Genomic DNA, 19,486 nt, shown 5'->3' on the forward strand with positions numbered 1-19,486 from the left:
AAGACGCAGGCGGCGGCGCGATGGAGCATGGCGTCACCCGCGTGAGCGCAAGAGCAAGGCCGACAGCGTCGCGAGCGCGATCGCCAGCAGCAGTTCCGCGCGCCAGCCGAGGCTGCCCTGCGCGAACGCCAGCGAACCTTCCGGCGACGCGTTGTTCACGCGTGTGGTGCTCAGCGGTGCCGTCTGTGGTCGCGCCGGCGTGCGTTCGACCGCGACGAGGCTGGTGTAGCTGCTGACCAGCCCGTGCCGCAGCGCGGTGTCGACGATCAGCGGCCGCAGCGAAGCGAGCTCGCCACCGGCGCGCACCTGGTCCTCGAGCGCATCGATGCGTGCGCGCGCCCACAGGCGTCCGACACCCGGCGCGATCACCGCGCGGTCGCCGAGTTCGATCTGCCGCACCCAGGGCTGCGGGCGCAAACCGCGCACGGTGACGTGGCCGTCCATCGCGCGCAGCTTCGCGACGACCTGCAGCGCCTCGCCGGCATAGAGGTCGGGCACGCGCTGCGGATAGGCGTCGGCGCCGGCCGGCCAGTCGAGCTGGATGTCGCGCATTGCCGGGCGGTCGAGCTTCGCCAGCAGCTCGTCCATGCGTGCCGACACTTCCTGGATGTCGCGGATCACCACATGGGTGCCGCGGCCGAGTTCGGCCGCCTTGCGCAGGAAGTGGCCGTTCGGGGCACTGCCGATGCCGACCGGGAACAGCCGCGATTCGCCGCGTCCCGACTGCACCAGCGCCAGCAGTTCGTCCTCGTTGGAGATCGCCGCATCGGTGACCAGCACGACCTGGCGCAGGAATCCGGCCGGCGCCTGCCCGGCGAACGCGGCACGCAGCGCCGGCATCATCTCGGTGCCGCCGGCGGCGCGCAGCGAGCGCACGAAGGCGCGGGCGCGGGCCACGTTGCCGGGTTCGGCCGGCACGGCTTCCGGGAACAGCACGTCGAAGCTGTCGTCGAAGCGGATCACGTTGAAGCGGTCGCCCGGACGCAGGCGCGCCAGCGCGCGGTCGGCGCCTTCGATCGCCTGGCGCATCGACGCGCCTTCCATCGATCCGGAGTTGTCGATGACCAGCACGAGTTCGCGCGACAGCGGCGCCTGCGGCAGCGTCGGCGGCACCAGCATCAGCAGCGCGAAGTCCTCGCCGTGCACGCGGTCGGTGAACAGCGCGCTGCGCGGTGCGTCGCTCGGCACCGGCGCCCAGCGCAGCACGAAGTCGCGGTCGCTGCCCTCGACCCAGTGCGCGAGCACGACGCGGTGGATGCCGGCCGATTCGTGCACGTCGACGACGTGGCTGGGGCTTTCGACCACGGCCAGCGGCAGGCCGGCCTCGATCTCGGCGACCAGCTCGAAGGTCGGCGGCAGCGTCGAACCCATCACGCCACGCCCCTCCGCCGCTCCCGTAGGAGCGCCTTCAGGCGCGATCACCGAAATCTCGGAACTTCCGGAAGCAATTCGAACCGCAGGAGCGCCTCCCGGCGCGGTACCAGGGGAGGGGGGCATCGCGCCTGAAGGCGCTCCTACAGAAGGGGCGGGGGTGTAGCGGGGGGTGAATGTCAGTGGCAGCGACAGCGAGAAGACGCCATCGCGGAAGTCGACCGGCTGCCAGTAACGCACTTCGATCTCGACGGTCTCGCCGGGGCCGACGTTGGCGACCGCGGTCTGGAACAGGTTCGGCCGGTCCTGGGCGACGAGGCCGGCGCGGCGGCCGCTGGCGGCGGCTTCGGCGTAGACGCGCTGCGCTTCCTCCTTCTCGCGGATCTCGCCCTCGATCAGCCGCTCGCCGATGCGCAGCGTCAGCGCGCCGACCGCGGCGTTCTCCGGCAGCGGCAACAGATACCGGCCCTCGCGCCAGTCGCTGTCGGCGTTGACCCAGGTCTGCGTCACCGTGACCTCGGCGAGCAGGCCACGCACCTGCATCTCCACGCGGGTGTCCATCACCAGACCCGGCATCCAGGTGTCGCCGTCGCGCAGCAGCAGGCCGTTGCCGGCGCCGTCCGCGCGGGCGATCGCCGGCAACCCGGCGAAGAGGAAACCGATCAGCAGCATCATTCCCGCCCAGTAGCAGCGCACCGGCTGCGGCGGCCGCTGCAGGCGCCGGAACATGCGGGGTTTGCGGGTCTCGCGGATATGCATGGCTCGCCTCCTGTGGACGGCACCAGTGCATCCCGGCCCGGCGCAAGGCGCGGGCGCGGCTGCGGGCAGGACGGCGATCATTCATGGCGATTCGCGGGCAGTCCATTGCCGGCGCCGGTCGCGGCGGCCAGACTTGCGGCCATGAGCAGAACCGTCGCCATCGTCGAAGACGAACCCGCCATCCGCGACAACTACGCCGAGGCCCTGCGCCGCCACGGCTACCAGGTCGCGGCCTTCGCCAGCCGCAGCGAAGCGAAGGCGGCCTTCGCGCTGAAGCTGCCGGACCTGGTGATCATCGACGTCGGCCTGGGCGACGAGCCGGAGGGCGGCTTCGATCTGTGCCGCGAGCTGCGTGCGCGTTCGGCGACGCTGCCGATCCTGTTCCTGACCGCACGCGATTCCGACTTCGACGTGATCTCGGGCCTCCGGTTGGGCGCCGACGACTACCTGAGCAAGCACACCTCGCTGCCGCAGCTCACCGCGCGCATCCACGCACTGTTCCGGCGCATGGATTCGCTGGCGGCGCCGCAGGTGCGCGAGTCGGTGTTCCGGCTGCGCGAGCTGACGCTCGAGCTCGAGCGCATGCGCGTGACCTGGCGCGAACAGGAAGTCGCGCTGACCGTCACCGAGTTCTGGATGGTGCACGCGATGGTGCGCTACCCCGGCCACGTGAAGTCGCGCGACCAGCTGATGCGCGAGGCGCAGATCGTCGTCGACGACGCCACGATCACCTCGCACATCAAGCGCATCCGCCGGAAGTTCCAGGCGCTCGATCCGGCTTTCGACGAGATCGACACCGTGCACGGCGCCGGCTACCGCTGGCGCGCCTGAGCGCGATGCCGGCCGCCCGCTGATGTCGCTGCGCGCGAAGCTGCTGCTGGTCGCCCTGTCGGTGCTGGTGCTGCCGTGGGCCGGCTGGCAGTTCGTGCGGCAGATGGAGGAGTTGCTGCGCCAGGGCCAGGAGCAGGCGATCGTCGCGTCGGCGGAAGCGCTGGCGCGCGGGGTCGCGGTGCGGCCGGGGCGGCTGCCCCCGGCGCAAGGCGGCTTCTTCGTGCACCGCCTGCAGTTCGCGCCGCGCCTCGACGGCGAGGGCGGCGACTGGCAGGGCGCGCAGCAAGCGCCGGCGGTCTTCGGCGGCGCGAATCCCTGGCTGCGTGTCGCGCTCGCCCGCAGCGCCGAACGCCTGCACCTGCTGGTGGAGGTCGCCGATACCAGCCGCCAGCGCGGCGAGGCCTACTGGCCCGGCGATCTCGCCTTCGACCGCCTGCGCCTGCGCCTGCGCGGCCCCGGCGGCGACTGGCTGCTGCACGTCGCCAACAACACGCCGGGCGAACTGCGCGTCGCCGGTGCCGACGGCGGCGCGCTGCCGTTCCGGGTGGAAGGCTTCTGGCGCGAACACGACGCCGGCTACACGGTCGAACTGGCGCTGCCGCAGGCGCTGCAGGTCGACGCCGTCGGCATCGCCGCGCTCGACCTCGATGCCGGCGGTGACCGCCGCGAGGCCGGCACGCTCGCGAACGGCGAACTGGCGCTGCGAGCGCTGCACGGCTACGTCGGCGCCCTCGAGCCTGAACTGCTGGCGCTGGCGCCGCCGGGCATGCGCGTCGTGCTGGTCGACCGCGACGCGACGGTGTTCGCGCGCGCCGGCACCCTGCGGGCCGACGCCACCGACGAGGACCTGCTGCCGTGGCGCCGAGCGCTGTATCGCGCGCTGCTGTTCCGCGACGTCGACGAGATCGCGACCGCGCCCGGCGAGCGTCGCGTCGAGCGGCCGGAAGTCGATGTCGCGCTGGAAGGCCGCAGCGGCGTCGCCTGGCGGCGCGATCCCGGCGGCGCGCGGCTGTTGCTGGCGGCGGCGGTGCCGCTGCGCGCCGGCGACGGCGCGATCCGCGGCGCCCTGCTGCTGGAGCGCACGAACTCGGAAGTGCTGCTGCTCACCGACCGCGCGTTCTCGCGCCTGCTGGCGGTCACCCTGGTCGCGCTGCTGCTCAGCGGTGGCGTGCTGCTCTGGTACGCCTCGCGCCTGGCCGCGCGCATCCGCCGCCTGCGCGATGCCGCCGAATCCGCGCTCGACCGCGAGGGCCGCGTCGGCGCCTTCCCGCGCACCCGTGCCCGCGACGAGATCGGCGACCTGTCGCGCAGCTTCGCGGCGCTGCTCGACCGCGTCGCCGCCTACACCGACTACCTGCGCTCGCTGTCCGGCAAGCTGTCGCACGAACTGAACACGCCGCTGGCGATCGTCCGCACCTCGCTCGACAACCTCGACAGCGCGGCGCTGCCCGCGGACGTGCGGCCCTACCTCGGCCGCGCCCGCGACGGCGTCGAGCGCATGGGCAATCTCGTCCGCACGATGAGCGAAGTCACCCGCATCGAACACGCGATCGAGGCCGCCGAAGCCGAGGACTTCGACCTCGCCGCCCTGCTCGCCGGCTGCGCCGACGCCTACGCCGACCTCCTCGCCCCCCGCACCTTCGAAACGGGGACGTACCCCGTTCAGCTTCGGGGCGCGCCCGAGCTGATCGTGCAGGCCCTCGACAAGCTGGTCGACAACGCCCGCAGCTTCTGCCCGCCGGACGGCTGCGTGCGCCTGAGCCTGACGAAGGAAGGCGACGGCGTCCGCATCGCCCTCGCCAATACCGGGCCCACCCTGCCGGAATCGATGCGCACCCAGCTCTTCGATTCCCTGGTCAGCCTGCGCGACAAGCCGCAGCGCACCGACGGCGCCGCCCATCTCGGCTTCGGCCTCTACGTCGTGCGCCTGGTCGCCGAACTGCACGGCGGCCGGGCGGAAGCGCGCAATCTGGCGGACGGCAGCGGCGTGGAGTTCGTGCTGCATCTGCGCGGCATGGGCTGAGAAAGTGGAGTCCTGCCATACTCGGCCGCCCCGCCGAACGCCCTCGTGCCGATGATTTCCGCCGAAGAATTCGCCCAGCTCGCCGCCGCCGGCCACACCCGCATCCCGGTCGTGCGCGCGGTGCTGTCGGACCTCGATACGCCGCTGTCGGTATACCTGAAGCTCGCCGACGGCCCGCACACCTATCTGTTCGAATCGGTCGAGGGCGGCGAGACCTGGGGACGGCATTCGATCATCGGCCTGCCGGCGAAGCGCACCTGGACCTTTCGCGGCAACACCCTGGAGACCCGCGATCACGGCGAACTGATCGAGTCGCGCGAGGTCGCCGATCCGCTGGCCGAAATCGAGGCCCTGCGCGCGGCCTGGTCGGTGCCGCAGCTGCCGGGCATGCCGGCCTTCAGCGGCGGCCTCGTCGGCTATTTCGGATTCGAGACGATCGACTGGATCGAACCGCGCCTGGCGGCCTCCGGCGCGCACCAGCCCGACCACCTCGGCACCCCCGACGCGCTGCTGATGCTCAGCGACGAGGTCGCGGTCTTCGACAACCTCGCCGGGCGGCTCTACCTGATCGTGCACGCCGACCCGTCGCAGCCGCAGGCGTATGCGCGTGCGCTGCGCCGGCTCGATGAACTCGTGCACCGCCTGCGCCATTCCGGCCGTTCGTATCCGGACGTGCTCGACCCGTCGCTGCTGCAGGAGGCCGACTTCGTCAGCGGTTTCACCCGCGAGGGTTTCCTCGCTGCGGTCGAGAAGGCGAAGGAATACATCCGCGCCGGCGACGTCTTCCAGGTGGTGCTCAGCCAGCGCATGAGCGTGCCGTTCCGCGCCCGCCCGGTGGACGTGTATCGCGCGCTGCGGGCGCTGAATCCCTCGCCCTACATGTATTTCCTCGACCTCGACGGCTTCCAGGTCGTCGGCAGCTCGCCGGAGATCCTGGTGCGCCTGCAGCAGGGCGAGGTCACCGTGCGCCCGATCGCCGGCACCCGACCGCGCGGCGCGACGCCCGAGGCCGATGCCGCGCTCGAGGCCGAGCTGCTCGCCGATCCGAAGGAGCGCGCCGAGCACCTGATGCTGATCGACCTCGGCCGCAACGATGTCGGCCGCGTCGCCGAACCGGGCAGCGTGCGCATTCCCGACCGCTTCGTGATCGAGCGCTACTCGCATGTGATGCACATCGTCAGCGAGGTCCAGGGCCAGCTGCGCGACGGCCTCGGCTTCGCCGACGTGCTGAAGGCGACCTTCCCGGCCGGCACCGTCAGCGGCGCGCCGAAGATCCGCGCGCTCGAGGTGATCCGCGAACTCGAGCCGGTGCGCCGCAACGTCTACAGCGGCGCCGTCGGCTGGCTGAACTGGTGGGGCGATGCCGACACCGCGATCGCGATCCGCACCGCGGTGATCAAGGACGGCCGCCTGCACGTACAGGCCGGCGCCGGCATCGTCCACGACTCCGATCCCGCGAAGGAATGGGACGAAACGATGAACAAGGGCCGCGCCCTGTTCCGCGCCGTCGCCCAGGCCGCCTCAGGCCTGTAGGAGCGCCTTCAGGCGCGATGCTTCTCGACGCGGATCCACGCGGATGAACGCGGATAAGACAGGAGAGCAAAGAAATGACCACACTGTCCGGCAAGACCTTCGCCATCACCGGCGCCTTCGGCGCCCTCGGCACCGCCGTCGTGCAGGCCCTGCGCCGCGAAGGCGCCGATGTCGCCGCGCTCGACCGCGCCGATGCGCCGCGCGATCCGGCGGCGCTGCACGGGGCCAAAGCCTTCGGCGGCGTCGATGTCGCCGACGAGGCGGCGGCGGCGCAGGCGATGGCCGCGGTAATCGCGAAGTTCGGCCGCATCGACGGCCTGGTGAACATCGCCGGTGGTTTTCGCTGGGAGACCGTCGAAGGCGGTTCGCTCGACAGCTGGGACGCGCTGTACCGGATGAACGTGCGCAGCACCGTCGCCGCCTGCCGCGCGGCGCTGCCGCATCTGGGCGCCGGCGGCCGCATCGTCAACATCGGCGCCAACGGCGCGGTGAAGGCGGCGGCCGGGATGGGCGCCTATGCCGCGTCGAAATCCGGCGTCGCGAAACTGACCGAAGCACTGGCCGAGGAACTGAAGCCGCGCGACATCACCGTCAACGCGCTGCTGCCGAGCATCATCGATACCCCGGCCAACCGCGCCGACATGCCCGACGCCGATTTCGGCAAGTGGGTGCGGCCGGAGCAGATCGCCGACGCGATCGTGTTCCTGCTGTCGGAGCGCGCGTCGGCGATCACCGGCGCGCTGATCCCGATCACCGGGCGGGTCTGAACCTCACTTCGGCGGCGGGCTGGCGATCACCGGCACGCGGATTTCGCCGTCGTCGCTGCGGTAGTGGCCGACCAGGCGGCCCTGCGACAGCCTCAGTTCGAGGTGGTGCGGCAGTCCGTCGGCGGTCGGGTGGAACACGGCGTGCAACTGCACGCAGTCGACCTCGATCGCGCTGAATTCCATCGACTCGAAGGCCAGCTCGCAGTCGTGCTCGCTGCCCGGCGGGCCACCGGCGACGGTCGCGCAGAACGGCGGATACATCAGCAACTCGCCCTGAGCGATGGTGGCGCCGTGGTCGTGATGCAGGGTGAAGCGCATCAGCGGCGCGTCGGTCCGGTCGGCGGCATGCACGAGCCGCCAGGTGCCCTGCAGCGGGCCGGGAATATTCCGGATGTCGTCGTCGTCGGGACCCGCGCCCGGGTCGTCACCGACGATCGCCGCAGGCGCATCGGCCGGCGGGACGGCAAGACCCGGTTCGGCAGAGAGCAGGGCTAGCGAGAACAGGGCAGGGATCGACAGCCGTCGCATCGGGAACTCCACGAAAGGGGTGGGCCGCCCTACGCAGCCGCGGGGCCCGATCCGGACATCGCCGGAATGTCCGGATTGCCTCCGGTCATCGCGTAAGAGGGCAGTCCCGGCCAGCCGGCCCATTGCGAAGGACCCGATCCATGAACCGACTGCTTTCCGGCGCCCTGCTCGCGACCCTGCTGGGCGCCTGCGGCAGCGAACCGGCGTCCCGCCCCGCCGGCATCGCCGAGGCGATGCAGGACGTCCGCGACCGTGCCGCCGGAGACGCCGACGATGCGGCGCCCGTCGCCCACGGCCCGGGCTTCATCGAGCACCGCGCGGACCTGGCGGCGCTGTTCCCGCCGGCGCTCGCCGCCGAGGTCACCGGCTACGACGAGGCCGCCGCCCACCAGCGCCTGACCCCGGGCCTGCGCATCCGCTACGAGTGGAACGGCGGACGCAGCACCGAATACGCCGGTTCGCGGATCCCGAAGAAGGACGCGATCGAGTTCACGCCGATGCTCGCCGGCATCACCCGCGAATTCTTCCTGTCGCGCTTCGAGGCGATCGGCGAGGACCAGAAGGCTGCCGCCCGGCGCGCGCTCGACGAGCACTTCGACGGCAACGACCAGCAGCGCGCGGTCGCCGCGGCGGCGATGCAGGCGCTGGAGGCCGGTAACGACGGTCGTGACGTCGAGCCGGTCGAGGGCGTCGGCGAGGCGGCGATGTGGGAGCCGGGTGCCGATGTGCCGACGCTGCACATCTTCCACAACGGCGGCAGCGCGAAGCTCGTCGTCGACGTCAGCGACGACATGGCGCGCAACCGCGAGGTCGCGATCGTGACGGCGCGGGCGCTGATCGCCCGGCTGTGATCGTGGGCGGCGGCCGGATCACCGAACAGTCGAACCCGTTGCGAAGGTAGGGGCCGCGCCGCCGCGTCCATCGGCGCCCGCGTGTTTCGCAGCGAGCCTCAGCGCGTCAGTGCGGCTCACTCCCGCCGGAGGCCGCCGCCAGCAGCCCCCGCCGCCGGAACCACATCTCCACCGGCACCGTGACCAGCGGTGGTACCGCCGCCAGCAGGGCGACGAGCAGGGCCCAGCCCGGCCACTTCAGCCGCGCGCCGGCGACGAAGGCGATCACGAAGTAGGCGAGGAACATGCCGCCGTGCAGGCGGCCGAACAGCCAGACGTAGTTGTCCGGCGTCTGCACCTGGTACTTCAGGAACATCGCGACCAGCAGGCCGACCCAGGTCAGGGCTTCGAGGAAGGCGGCGACCGCGAACACGCGGCCGGTCGTCGACAGGGAAGGCGAGGGCATCGGGTCGTGTGTCCTGTGGCACCGGAGTGTTCCGGCGGCCCATTGTCGCCCGGCGGCTAGACTGGCCGCCATGAAAAGCACGCTGCCGCTGTCGATCCTCGACCTGGCGCCGGTGACCGAAGGCTCGACGCCGGCGGTCACGTTCGCCAACACCCTCGACCTCGCACGCCACGGCGAGCGCCTGGGCTATCGCCGTTTCTGGCTCGCCGAGCACCACAACATGCCCGGGATCGCCAGCGCCGCGACCGCGGTGCTGATCGGCCACGTCGCTGCCGGCACGTCGACGATCCGCGTCGGCGCCGGCGGGGTGATGCTGCCCAACCACGCGCCGCTGCAGGTCGCCGAACAGTTCGGCACCCTCGGCGCGCTGTTTCCCGGCCGCATCGACCTCGGCCTCGGCCGCGCGCCCGGTACCGACCAGGCGGCGGCGCAGGCGCTGCGCCGCTACTACGCCAGCGCCGAGGAATTCCCGGCCGACGTACAGGAACTGCTCGGCTACTTCGCGCCGGTGGTGCCGGGTCAGCCGGTGCAGGCCGTGCCCGGCGCCGGCATCGAGGTCGAAGTGTGGATCCTCGGTTCCAGCCTGTTCGGCGCGCGGCTGGCGGCGGCGCTCGGGCTGCCGTACGCGTTCGCCTCGCACTTCGCGCCGGATGCCCTCGAGCAGGCCCTCGCGCTCTATCACCGCGAATTCCGGCCGTCGCCGCGCCGCGCGAAACCGCACACGATGCTGGCGCTGAATGTCGTCTGCGCCGGCGACGACGCCGAAGCCGGGCGGCTGTTCACGACCCAGCAGCAGGCCTTCGTGAACCTGCGCCGCGGTCGTCCCGGGCTCGTACCGCCGCCGCTGGCCTCCGCGGAGGCGATCGAGGACTACGCCAGCCCGGCCGAGCGGGCGATGCTCGAGGCGACGCTGGCCTGCCGGGCGGTGGGCTCGCCGAAGAAGGTGCGTGCCGAGGTCGCCGCCTTCGTCGAGCGTTACCGGCCCGACGAACTGATCCTCACCGCGAACGTATTCGATCACGCCGCCCGCCTGCATTCGTTCGCGCTGGCGATCGCGGCGCTGGAAGGCATCGCCGGGCGATGAGCCGCGACGTCGCCGCGCTGTTCGCGACCCGGCCCTGGCAGTGGGGCCTGCGCGGCGACCCGCACCTGTGGGCTGCCCTGGAGCGACATTTCGCCGGCGTGCCGGTGCCGGACGACGCGCAGGCCCTGCGGACGCTGATCGAAGCCGCCTTCGCCGAACTGGCCGGGTTTCCGCTCGACGATCCCCGCCGCGAGGTTTTCGTGCAGGCGTACGCGCACGGCGGCATGTCGTCGGGCTACGTTTTCCTGCCGTTCTGGCGCGGGACGGCGCTGCCGATGCTGCTGGCGGCGGCCGGCTTCGCACCCGGCCCACCGCCGGGCGCGGACCCGCCCTAGCCCCGGCGGCCGATCCCCTTCGCCGCGCGAGGTCTCACAGCCGGCGGTGGGCCGGCTATCCTTGGCGGCCCCCGGCCGGGGCAAGCGGGCGAACCGACCCATGCTGTTGATGATCGACAACTACGATTCGTTCACCTTCAACCTCGTGCAGTACTTCGGCGAGCTGGGGCAGGACGTCGTCGTTATCCGCAACGACGCGAAGACGGTCGCGGAGATCGCCGCGATGAAGCCCGAGCGCATCGTGATCTCGCCGGGCCCGTGCACGCCGAACGAGGCGGGGGTGTCGCTGCAGGTGCTGCATGAGCTCGCCGGCACGATGCCGATCCTCGGCGTCTGCCTCGGCCACCAGGCGATCGGCCAGGCCTTCGGCGGCGAGGTGGTGCGCGCGAAGACGATCATGCACGGCAAGACCTCGCCGATCCGCCACCGCGGCCAGGGCGTCTTCGCCGGCCTGCCGGATCCGTTCGAGGCGACCCGCTACCACTCGCTGGTGGTGCGCCGGGAATCGCTGCCCGACTGCCTCGAGATCACCGCGTGGACCGAAACCGCCGACGGCGACGTCGACGAGATCATGGGCCTGCGCCACAAGACCCTGCCCGTCGAAGGCGTGCAGTTCCATCCCGAATCGATCCTGACCCAGCATGGCCACGACCTCCTCCGCAATTTCCTCGCCCGCTGACGCTGCCCGCGACTGCGCGGCGCCGACCGGCATCACGCCGAAGGACGCGCTGCAGCGGGTGATCGAGCACCGCGAGATCTTCCACGACGAGATGGTCGGGCTGATGCGCCAGGTGATGCGCGGCGAGGTGCCGGCGCCGATGCTGGCGGCGCTGCTGATCGGCCTGCGGGTGAAGAAGGAGACCGTCGGCGAGATCGCCGGCGCCGCGAAGGCGATGCGCGAGTTCGCCGCCCGCGTGGTGGTGCCGGATGCCGGCGACTTCGTCGACATCGTCGGCACCGGCGGCGATTCCGCACACACTTTCAACATCTCGACGGCGAGCATGTTCGTGGTCGCCGCCGCCGGCGCCAAGGTCGCCAAGCACGGCAACCGCAGCGTGTCGTCGAGTTCCGGCAGCGCCGACGTGCTCGAGGCCCTCGGCGTGGCGATCGAGCTGCAGCCGGAACAGGTGTCGGCCTGCATCGCCGAGACCGGCATCGGCTTCATGTACGCGCCGATCCACCACCCGGCGATGAAGAACGTCGCCGCGGTACGGCGCGAGCTCGGCGTGCGCACGATCTTCAACATCCTCGGGCCGCTGACCAACCCGGCGTCGGCGCCGAACATCCTGATGGGCGTGTTCCACCCCGACCTCGTCGGCATCCAGGCGCGCGTGCTGCAGAAGCTCGGCGCGAAGCGGGCGCTGGTGGTCTGGGGCCGCGACGGCATGGACGAGATCTCGCTCGGCGGCGCGACGATGGTCGGCGAGCTGCGCGGCGACGACGTGATCGAGTACGAAATCCACCCCGAGGACTTCGGCATCGCGATGGCCTCGACCCGCAACCTGCGCGTCGCCGGCCCGCAGGCGTCGATGGCGATGCTGAAGGAGGCGCTGGAAGGCGTCGACGGGCTGCCGCGGGAGATCGTCGCGCTCAACGCCGGCGCGGCGCTGTACGCGGCCGGCAAGGCGGTGTCGATCGCCGACGGCATCGGCCTGGCGCGGGCGGCGATCGCCTCGGGCGCGGCGCGGCGCAAGCTCGACGAGTTCGTCGCGGCGACGCGACGGCTGGCGGCGGGCTGAGATGTCTTCCGCGCCGTCCGCTGATCCGGAGGCCGGCGATGCGGGCCTCGCGCGCACGCCGGCGCCGCCGTATTACGCGGTGATCTTCACCAGCCGGCGCACGGCCGACGATGCCGAGGGCTACGCGGCGACCGCCGACCGCATGGTCGAGCTGGCGGCGCAGCAGCCGGGTTTCCTCGGCGTCGAGTCGGTGCGCGACGCCGACGGCCTCGGCATCACCGTCAGCTACTGGGAGAGCGAGGACGCGATCGCCGCCTGGCGCCGCCATGCCGAGCACACCGCCGCGCGCGACGACGGGCGGGCGCGCTGGTACGCCGGTTTCGAATTGCGCGTCGCGCGCGTCGAACGCGCCTACGGCCGCGAAAACCGGCAAGACTGGGGTCAGAGTACATTTCCCCCGGTTGCCACGAGCGCCTCGGGAGATCCCGAGGGAAATGTACTCTGACCCCAGTTTTTACGAGCCCGGTTTTCCGGTTGCCCCCGTGGATATCCTGACCCGCATCCTTTCCCGCAAGTCCGAAGAAGTCGCCGAACGCGCGACCCGCCTGCCGCTGCGCGAGCTGTCCGCGCGCTGCGCCGACCTGCCGCCGACGCGTGGTTTCGCGAACGCGCTCGAGGCGAAGATCGCCGCCGGTGCGGCCGCGGTGATCGCCGAGATCAAGAAGGCCAGCCCGAGCAAGGGCCTGATCCGCCCGGACTTCGACCCGGCCGCGATCGCCGCGAGTTATGCCCGCCACGGCGCCGCCTGCCTGTCGGTGCTGACCGACGTCGACTTCTTCCAGGGCCACGACGACCACCTGCGCCAGGCCCGCGCCGCCTGCACGCTGCCGGTGCTGCGCAAGGATTTCACGATCGACGCCTACCAGGTCTACGAGGCACGCGCGCTCGGCGCCGACTGCATCCTGCTGATCGTCGCCGCGCTCGGCGACGCGGCGCTCGCCGAGTTGTCGCACCTGGCGCTGGAGCTGGGCATGGACGTGCTGGTCGAGGTGCATGACGTCGACGAGCTCGAGCGCGCGCTGCAGATCGGCGCGCCGCTGGTCGGCGTCAACAACCGCAGCCTGCGGACGTTCGAGGTCTCGCTCGACACCACGCTGGCGCTGCGCGACGCGGTGCCGCCGGACCGCCGCCTCGTCACCGAGAGCGGCATCGCGACGCCGGAAGACGTCGCGCGGATGCGTGCCGCCGGCGTGCACGCCTTCCTGGTCGGCGAGACCTTCATGCGCGCGCAGGATCCCGGGGCCGAACTGGCGCGGCTGTTCGCGGCATGAGTGCGAACCCGGCGGCGGTGTCCGGCGCCGTCGTCTTCGACTTCGACGGAACGCTGGTGCGCGGCGATTGCGTCGCCAGCTGGCTGCGTGGACAACTCACGGCGCACCCGCTGCGCAAGCTGGTCGCCGGCCTCAGTTTCCCGGTGCTGAAACCGGCCTTCCGCTGGTGGCGTAGTGCCTGGCTGCCGGCGAGTTTCTATTCCTGGCTCGCGACCGTCGGCCGCACCCCCGAGGCCCTGGCGGAAGCGCGCGAGGACTACCTGCGCGAATGCGCGGCCCGCCGCGAGGCGCTGCTGATCGCGCCGGCGGTGGCGCGGCTGCGCGCCCATCTCGCCGCCGGCGATCCGGTCGTGATCGTCACCGGCGCCGAGGCTGGACTGGCCCGCGGGCTGTGGTCGGCGCTGGGGCAGCCCGAGGTGCCGGTGATCGGCTCGAGCATCCGCCCGGCCTTCGGTGGCTGGATCGGCGCCGAGCACACGATCGGCCCGCGCAAGCTGGCGGCGCTGGCCCGCAGCGGCTTCCGCCCGCCGTTCGCCGCCGTCTACAGCGACAGCGCCCTCGACCTGCCGCTGCTCTGCGAAACGGCCAGGCCGGTACTCGTCTGCCCGGACGCGCGGAGCAGGAAGCGCGTGCTGCGGCGCTTGCGCGGCCGCGTGGAAGAACTCGCTTAACAACTGGGGTTAACAACTGGGGTCGGATTCCTTCGTTAAGACAGGCGTCGCCTGTCTTAACGAAGGAATCCGACCCCAGTTGTTAACCCCAGTTGTTGAGTCACCGCGTGCCGTAGATGACGAGGGTCTTGCCCCGCGCCTGCAGCATGCCCTGTTCCTGCAGCTGCTTGAGCACGCGGCCGGCCATCTCGCGCGAGCAGCCGACGATGCGCGCCAGCTCCTGTCGCGAGACCTTGATCTGCGTGCCCTGCGGATGCGTCAGCGCGTCCGGTTCCTGGCACAGGTCGTTGAGGGTGCGGACGATGCGGCCGCTGACGTCGAGGAAGGCCAGTCGGCTGGCCTTGCGGCTGGTGTCGAGCAGGCGCTTGGAGAGCTGCAGGCCGATCGCGTAGAGGATGCGCGGGCATTCGGCGGCGAGCGGACCTTCGAACAGCTGGTGCAGGCGTTCGTAGGGAATCTCCGCGAGTTCGCACGGCGCGCGCGTGCGCACGACGACCGCGCGGTTGTCGGCCGCGAAGAACAGGCCCATCTCGCCGATGAACTCACCGGCATTCACATAGCCGAGGATCAGCTCGCGGCCGTCGGGTTCCTCGCTGATCACGCTGAGTGAACCACTGACGACGTAATACAGCGACGTGGCCTGCGCACCCGGACGGAACACGTCGGTACGGCTGCCGTAGCGACGGCGGTGGCAGTAGTCGAGGAAGCGCCCCATGGTCGCCGAATCCGGCGCCAGTGGGCTGTTCACGACCTTGGGGGCATGCAGGGCCATCTTCGATCCCTTCGTTTCCGGGCGCGGGCAGCGGCGGCCAGCTTAAGCAGCACGCCCGCGCGGGGCAATCGACGTGAAGGCCCGCTGACCCACAGCGGTTTCCCCCGGGGGGCGATTGCCGGATAATGCGCCCCCTTCGCAAGCCCCCTCCCGCAGCAGGAAAGCCACCGTGGTCAAGCCGCTTCCGCGCCTCAGGCTCCAGGGTTTCAACAACCTGACCAAGGCCCTGAGCTTCAACATCTACGACATCTGCTACGCGGTGAGCGAGGAGCAGCGCTCGCGCTACATCGAGTACATCGACGAGGAATACAACGCCGACCGGCTGACGCAGATCCTCACCGACGTCGCCGAGATCATCGGCGCCAACATCCTCAACGTCGCCCGCCAGGACTACGACCCGCAGGGTGCGTCGGTGACGATCCTGATCTCCGAGGAACCGGTGATCGACAAGAAGGCGGCCGGCAAGGAGCTGATCTCCGACGCCGTCGTCGCGCACCTGGACAAGTCGCACATCACGGTGCACACGTATCCGGAAACGCATCCGCACAACGGCATCGCGACCTTCCGTGCCGACATCGACGTCGCCACCTGCGGCGTGATCTCGCCCCTGAAGGCGCTGAACTACCTGATCGAGAGCTTCGAGTCCGACATCGTGGTGATGGATTACCGCGTGCGCGGCTTCACCCGCGACGTGAAGGGCAAGAAGCACTACATCGACCACAAGATCAACTCGATCCAGGACTTCCTGTCGAAGCCGATCAAGCAGCGCTACGAGATGATCGACGTCAACGTGTACCAGGAGAACCTGTTCCACACGAAGATGCACCTGAAGGACTTCGACCTCGACACCTACCTGTTCGAGGAGAAGGCGAAGAACCTCGGCTTCAAGGACCGCCAGCGCATCGAGATGCAGCTCAAGCGCGAGATCGAGGAACTCTTCCACGGCCGCAACCTGATCGACTGAACACCCCCCGCGGGACGACCCGCGCACCGGTCCGCCGGTGAACCCCGACCGACGACGGTCCGTGGCGAAGGCCCCGGGCCGTCGCCGTTTTCAGGCCGGTGAACCCGGCCCGCGAGGAGAACGAGATGGCATGGGTCTACCTGGTTTTCGCCGGACTGCTCGAGATCGTCTGGGCGGTCGGACTGAAATATGCGCAGGGCTTCACGAAGCCCGTCCCGAGCGCGATCACGGTGGTGGCGATGCTCGGCAGCCTCTGGCTGCTCGCGCTGGCGCTGAAGCAGATCCCGCTCGGTACCGGCTACGCCGTCTGGGTCGGCATCGGCGCGGTCGGCACGGCGATCCTCGGCATCGTGCTGTTCGGCGAGTCGGCAGCGTGGCCGCGGCTCGCCTGCATCGCGCTGATCTGCGCCGGCATCGTCGGCCTGAAGCTCTGGAGCGAGTAACACCCCGCCCCTGCAGGAGCGGCTTCAGCCGCGATCGGTAGGAGCGGCTTCAGCCGCGATTCGCGCGCAGCGCGCGCGAGGGGGCATCGCGGCTGAAGCCGCTCCTACAGGGGGCGTTCGTGATTCAGAAGAGGCCGGGCTGCGCCGGCGGGCCGTACCGGAGCTCGCCATCCACCACACTCGCCGCGCCGGTGAACGGATGCGCCTGCTCCGCGCTCGCCGCGTCGCCGGTCACGTGCCGCACTTCGACGCCGTGCACCTTCAGCACGTCGGCGATCAGCGAGCGGTGGCATTGCCACCACAGCACTTCGGCGCACATCAGCGCGGTGCGGCGCCGGTGCGCGAGCGCGAGCAGGGCATTGAAGCCCTCGGCGAACTCGGCGCTCACCAGATGGTCGGCATAGCCGCGGAAAGACTCGTTGCGCCAGGCGGAGTTCGGACTGTCGGCCGCCGGCCGGCGACGGCCGCCGAGCTGCGGCAGCCACCGATAGTCGATGCCGGCGTCGGCGAGCCAGGCCTGCATCGCCTCGCGCCCGAACTGCGGATGTCGCCGCGACATCGGAAACCGCCGCACGTCGGCGATCGCCTCGATGCCGTGGCCGCGCAGCCGCGCGACGAAGGCCTCGGCCGTCAGCGTCGAGTGGCCGAGCGTCCAGACGGTGGCGGGCCAGGGGCCGTGGAGGAGGGGGAAGCGCATCGAAGCCGCTCAGAGCCTGTAGGCGACCGTCTTCATCACCTTCGACATCCCCGCCATCACCGCCGCCACCGGTCGCGGCAGGATGCGGGCGCCGGCGGCTTCGGCGTTGTCGGCGTGGCGGGCCTCGTCGGCCTTCATCGTCGTCAGGATCGCGCGGCTGCGACCGTCGGCGGCGGGCAGGGACACCATGTGTTCGTCGAGGTGGGCCTCGACCTGGCGCTCGGTTTCGACCACGAAGCCGAGGTTCCAGCCGTCGCCACGCAGGCCGGCGGCGAACCCGATCGCCCAGCTGCCGGCGTACCACAGCGGGTTCAGCAGGCTCGGGCGGCTGTCGAGCTCGCGCAGGCGGTCGGCGCACCAGGCCAGGTGGTCTTCTTCCTCCTGCGCGGCGTGCAGTAGCTGCGCCCGCGTCGCCTCGTCGCGGGCGACCGCGGCCTGGCCGACGTACAGCGCCTGCGCGCAGACCTCGCCGGTGTGGTTGATGCGCATCAGGCCGGCGGCGTGGCGGCGGTCGGTGTCGTCGAGCGCCGGCTCCGGAATATCGCCGGCCGGGTTTCCGCGCTCGGCATGCGCCGGGCCCAGGGTGGTGGTGAGGGCGCGCTGGGCCTCGATCAGCAGGCGGTCCAGCGGGCTGAAGCTGCGGGTGCTCATGCCAGGTGCTCGGCGAGGAATTCGATCGGGTGACGGACGGGGAGTGTAGTGCCGGTGCCGAGGTGCAGCCGGCAACCGATATTCGTGGACAGCAGTTCGCTGGCGCCGCTGGCCGTGAAGGCCTCGAGCAGCGGCGCCCGGAACGCCGCGGCGCGCGCCGGTTCGGTCATCTGGTGCAGGCCGGCGGCGCCGCAGCAACCGGTGTCGGGCAGCAGCACGAGTTCGAGGCCGGGAATTCGTGCCAGCAGCGCCCGGATCGGCTCGCCACCGCCGAGGACGCTGCGCTGGGTGCAGGGCAGGTGCAGGGCCACGCGCCGGTTCGCGGCGCGGAAGCGCAGTCCCTCGCCGCGGCTGGCCAGCCACGCCAGCGGTTCCGACACCGTGGCGACCCCGTCGAGGCTGCGCGCGAGGCTGTCGTGGCAGCCGCTGGCCAGGCACAGCACGTCGCCGGCACCGGCGAAGGCCTGGCGGTTCGTGGCCGCACTGACGGCGGCCGGGTCCGCGAGGCCGGCATGGGCGTCGGCGGCGCCGCAGCAGCCCTGGCCGTCCGGCAGCCGCGGCTCGACACCGGCGGCGCGCAGCAGGGCGACCAGCGCGGCGCGCGCCGGCCCCTCGTAGCTGCGGGCGATGCAGCCCACGAAGATCGCCAGCGCCGGACTTCCTACAGGGACGTACCCGGTGCTTACGGGGACGTACCCGGATGACGCGGATGACGACGGAAACGACGCCGGCGGCCGCGGCAGCGGGCGCCAGCGCGCCGGCAGCAGCGGCCAGGCGAAGCGGTAGAGGCGCAGCAGGGCCGCGAGCCGGCGCGGGCGGCGAAGCAGTGCGAGCAGCCGTTGCACGCGCGGCGCCGGTGGCCGGCGCTGCGCCTGCACGGTTCGCGCCTGGACCAGCAGTTCGCCATACTTCACGCCCGCGGGGCAGACCGGTTCGCAGCGGCGGCAGCCCAGGCAGTGGTCGAGATGGACGTCGCCGGCCTCCGTCGGGGCCAGCCGCCCGGCCGCGGTGGCCCGCGCCCAGGCGATGCGGCCGCGCGGCGATTCGGCTTCGATCCGGTCCAGCCGGTAGGTCGGGCAATGCGGCAGGCACAGGCCGCATTGCACGCAGCGGTCGGCCAGCGCCAGCAGCGGCGCGATCCGCGGATCCGCCCCCGGCGGAGAAGGCTCCGGCGCGGCGCGGGCCGCCTGTTCGGGCGCTACGGACATGGCCGGATGCTAGCACGCGAGCAAATCGGGCTTGCGCGAGCCCGGAGGGCCCGTTATCATTCCGCTTCTTTCTACCCCGCATTCCTCTTTGGAGCCGTCATGAAGTCCATGACCGTCAGCGCCAAGCCCGAGACCGTCCAGCGCGACTGGTTCGTGGTCGACGCGACCGGCAAGACCCTGGGCCGCCTGTGCTCGGAACTCGCCCGTCGCCTGAAGGGCAAGCACAAGCCCGTCTACACCCCGCACGTCGATACCGGTGATTACCTCGTCGTCATCAACGCCGAGAAGATCCACGTCACCGGCAACAAGCTGCAGGACAAGAAGTACCACCGCTTCACCGGCTACGTCGGCAACCTGAAGACCGAGACCCTCGGCCAGGCCCTCGACGCGCATCCGGAGCGGGTCATCGAGATCGGCGTCAAGGGCATGCTCCCGAAGAACCCGCTCGGCCGCGCGATGTTCCGCAAGCTCAAGGTCTACAAGGGCTCCGAGCATCCGCACACCGCCCAGCAGCCGCAGGCGCTGGACTTCTAAGCCAAGGGC

The 19,486-nt window shown here is 71.2% G+C and carries 22 protein-coding genes; 15 read left to right on the plus strand and 7 right to left on the minus strand.

Annotated features, from left to right (window positions below; all coding sequences use genetic code 11):
* Positions 1–33: 33 nt before the first annotated feature.
* Complete coding sequence (locus K311_RS15475) at positions 34–2,130, minus strand: marine proteobacterial sortase target protein (protein ID WP_052049130.1); 2,097 nt, start codon at positions 2,128–2,130, stop codon at positions 34–36.
* Positions 2,131–2,271: 141 nt separating this feature from the next.
* Between K311_RS15475 and pdsR the strand changes: the two genes are divergently transcribed.
* The 4 genes from pdsR to K311_RS0105240 all read left to right on the plus strand — a co-directional run bounded on the left by pdsR (position 2,272) and on the right by K311_RS0105240 (position 7,284).
* Positions 2,272–2,961 carry a proteobacterial dedicated sortase system response regulator gene (gene pdsR, locus K311_RS0105225; protein ID WP_026816442.1) on the plus strand — a complete coding sequence of 230 codons (690 nt, stop codon included), beginning with the start codon at positions 2,272–2,274 and terminating at the stop codon, positions 2,959–2,961.
* Between the two features lie 22 nt (positions 2,962–2,983).
* Positions 2,984–4,984, plus strand: a complete 2,001-nt coding sequence (locus K311_RS0105230; protein ID WP_026816443.1) for an ATP-binding protein — start codon at positions 2,984–2,986, stop codon at positions 4,982–4,984.
* Positions 4,985–5,035: 51 nt separating this feature from the next.
* Positions 5,036–6,517 (plus strand): anthranilate synthase component I, encoded by a 1,482-nt coding sequence (gene trpE, locus K311_RS0105235; RefSeq protein WP_026816444.1) that lies wholly within the window; start codon positions 5,036–5,038, stop codon positions 6,515–6,517.
* 74 nt (positions 6,518–6,591) lie between these two features.
* Complete coding sequence (locus K311_RS0105240; RefSeq protein ID WP_026816445.1) at positions 6,592–7,284, plus strand: SDR family oxidoreductase; 693 nt, start codon at positions 6,592–6,594, stop codon at positions 7,282–7,284.
* A gap of 3 nt (positions 7,285–7,287) precedes the next feature.
* Here K311_RS0105240 and K311_RS0105245 read toward each other — a convergent pair whose 3' ends face one another.
* Positions 7,288–7,812, minus strand: coding sequence for a hypothetical protein (locus tag K311_RS0105245; protein ID WP_026816446.1), 525 nt, complete (start codon positions 7,810–7,812; stop codon positions 7,288–7,290).
* 140 nt (positions 7,813–7,952) lie between these two features.
* Between K311_RS0105245 and K311_RS0105250 the strand changes: the two genes are divergently transcribed.
* Positions 7,953–8,663 carry a hypothetical protein gene (locus tag K311_RS0105250; protein ID WP_026816447.1) on the plus strand — a complete coding sequence of 237 codons (711 nt, stop codon included), beginning with the start codon at positions 7,953–7,955 and terminating at the stop codon, positions 8,661–8,663.
* A gap of 106 nt (positions 8,664–8,769) precedes the next feature.
* Here K311_RS0105250 and K311_RS0105255 read toward each other — a convergent pair whose 3' ends face one another.
* On the minus strand, positions 8,770–9,108 hold the full coding sequence (locus tag K311_RS0105255) for a DUF3817 domain-containing protein (RefSeq protein WP_081683288.1): 339 nt from the start codon (positions 9,106–9,108) through the stop codon (positions 8,770–8,772).
* Positions 9,109–9,178: 70 nt separating this feature from the next.
* On the opposite strand from K311_RS0105255, the gene K311_RS0105260 reads away from it, so the two are divergent.
* The 7 genes from K311_RS0105260 to K311_RS0105290 all read left to right on the plus strand — a co-directional run bounded on the left by K311_RS0105260 (position 9,179) and on the right by K311_RS0105290 (position 14,208).
* Positions 9,179–10,192, plus strand: a complete 1,014-nt coding sequence (locus tag K311_RS0105260; protein WP_043796998.1) for an LLM class flavin-dependent oxidoreductase — start codon at positions 9,179–9,181, stop codon at positions 10,190–10,192.
* Complete coding sequence (locus K311_RS15480; protein ID WP_051239534.1) at positions 10,189–10,527, plus strand: hypothetical protein; 339 nt, start codon at positions 10,189–10,191, stop codon at positions 10,525–10,527. Before K311_RS0105260 ends, K311_RS15480 begins: the two co-directional genes overlap by 4 nt.
* A 100-nt stretch (positions 10,528–10,627) precedes the next feature.
* Positions 10,628–11,206, plus strand: a complete 579-nt coding sequence (locus K311_RS0105270) for an anthranilate synthase component II (RefSeq protein WP_026816449.1) — start codon at positions 10,628–10,630, stop codon at positions 11,204–11,206.
* Positions 11,169–12,266, plus strand: coding sequence for an anthranilate phosphoribosyltransferase (gene trpD / locus K311_RS0105275; RefSeq protein ID WP_081683289.1), 1,098 nt, complete (start codon positions 11,169–11,171; stop codon positions 12,264–12,266). The genes K311_RS0105270 and trpD overlap by 38 nt, the downstream gene beginning before the upstream one ends.
* Before the next feature lies 1 nt (position 12,267).
* Positions 12,268–12,711: an antibiotic biosynthesis monooxygenase family protein gene (locus K311_RS15485; RefSeq protein WP_081683290.1), complete on the plus strand. Its 444-nt coding sequence runs from the start codon at positions 12,268–12,270 to the stop codon at positions 12,709–12,711.
* The gene (gene trpC / locus K311_RS0105285) at positions 12,701–13,537 is read left to right on the plus strand and encodes an indole-3-glycerol phosphate synthase TrpC (protein ID WP_051239536.1); all 837 of its coding nucleotides are present in this window, start codon (positions 12,701–12,703) and stop codon (positions 13,535–13,537) included. The genes K311_RS15485 and trpC overlap by 11 nt, the downstream gene beginning before the upstream one ends.
* Positions 13,534–14,208, plus strand: coding sequence for a haloacid dehalogenase-like hydrolase (locus tag K311_RS0105290; protein WP_026816452.1), 675 nt, complete (start codon positions 13,534–13,536; stop codon positions 14,206–14,208). The genes trpC and K311_RS0105290 overlap by 4 nt, the downstream gene beginning before the upstream one ends.
* A 100-nt stretch (positions 14,209–14,308) precedes the next feature.
* On the opposite strand, the gene crp is transcribed toward K311_RS0105290, so the two are convergent.
* A complete protein-coding gene (gene crp / locus K311_RS0105295) occupies positions 14,309–14,980 on the minus strand; it encodes a cAMP-activated global transcriptional regulator CRP (RefSeq protein WP_051239537.1) in 672 nt (223 codons plus the stop codon).
* 169 nt (positions 14,981–15,149) lie between these two features.
* On the opposite strand from crp, the gene speD reads away from it, so the two are divergent.
* Both speD and sugE read left to right on the plus strand, forming a co-directional pair.
* Positions 15,150–15,944, plus strand: coding sequence for an adenosylmethionine decarboxylase (speD, locus tag K311_RS0105300; protein WP_026816454.1), 795 nt, complete (start codon positions 15,150–15,152; stop codon positions 15,942–15,944).
* A gap of 125 nt (positions 15,945–16,069) precedes the next feature.
* A complete protein-coding gene (gene sugE / locus K311_RS0105305) occupies positions 16,070–16,387 on the plus strand; it encodes a quaternary ammonium compound efflux SMR transporter SugE (RefSeq protein ID WP_026816455.1) in 318 nt (105 codons plus the stop codon).
* 124 nt (positions 16,388–16,511) lie between these two features.
* Here sugE and K311_RS0105310 read toward each other — a convergent pair whose 3' ends face one another.
* The 3 genes from K311_RS0105310 to K311_RS15490 are packed head-to-tail and all read right to left on the minus strand — an operon-like array spanning position 16,512 to position 18,943.
* Positions 16,512–17,084, minus strand: coding sequence for a DUF488 domain-containing protein (locus K311_RS0105310; protein ID WP_026816456.1), 573 nt, complete (start codon positions 17,082–17,084; stop codon positions 16,512–16,514).
* A gap of 9 nt (positions 17,085–17,093) precedes the next feature.
* The gene (gene coq7, locus K311_RS0105315) at positions 17,094–17,735 is read right to left on the minus strand and encodes a 2-polyprenyl-3-methyl-6-methoxy-1,4-benzoquinone monooxygenase (RefSeq protein WP_043796996.1); all 642 of its coding nucleotides are present in this window, start codon (positions 17,733–17,735) and stop codon (positions 17,094–17,096) included.
* Positions 17,732–18,943 carry a (Fe-S)-binding protein gene (locus K311_RS15490; RefSeq protein WP_051239538.1) on the minus strand — a complete coding sequence of 404 codons (1,212 nt, stop codon included), beginning with the start codon at positions 18,941–18,943 and terminating at the stop codon, positions 17,732–17,734. The genes coq7 and K311_RS15490 overlap by 4 nt, the downstream gene beginning before the upstream one ends.
* Positions 18,944–19,051: 108 nt before the next feature.
* Between K311_RS15490 and rplM the strand changes: the two genes are divergently transcribed.
* On the plus strand, positions 19,052–19,477 hold the full coding sequence (rplM, locus tag K311_RS0105325; RefSeq protein ID WP_081683291.1) for a 50S ribosomal protein L13: 426 nt from the start codon (positions 19,052–19,054) through the stop codon (positions 19,475–19,477).
* Positions 19,478–19,486 lie beyond the last annotated feature (9 nt).

Origin of the sequence: Arenimonas composti TR7-09 = DSM 18010 (assembly GCF_000426365.1) — a bacterium.
Classification (GTDB): Bacteria; Pseudomonadota; Gammaproteobacteria; order Xanthomonadales; family Xanthomonadaceae; genus Arenimonas; species Arenimonas composti.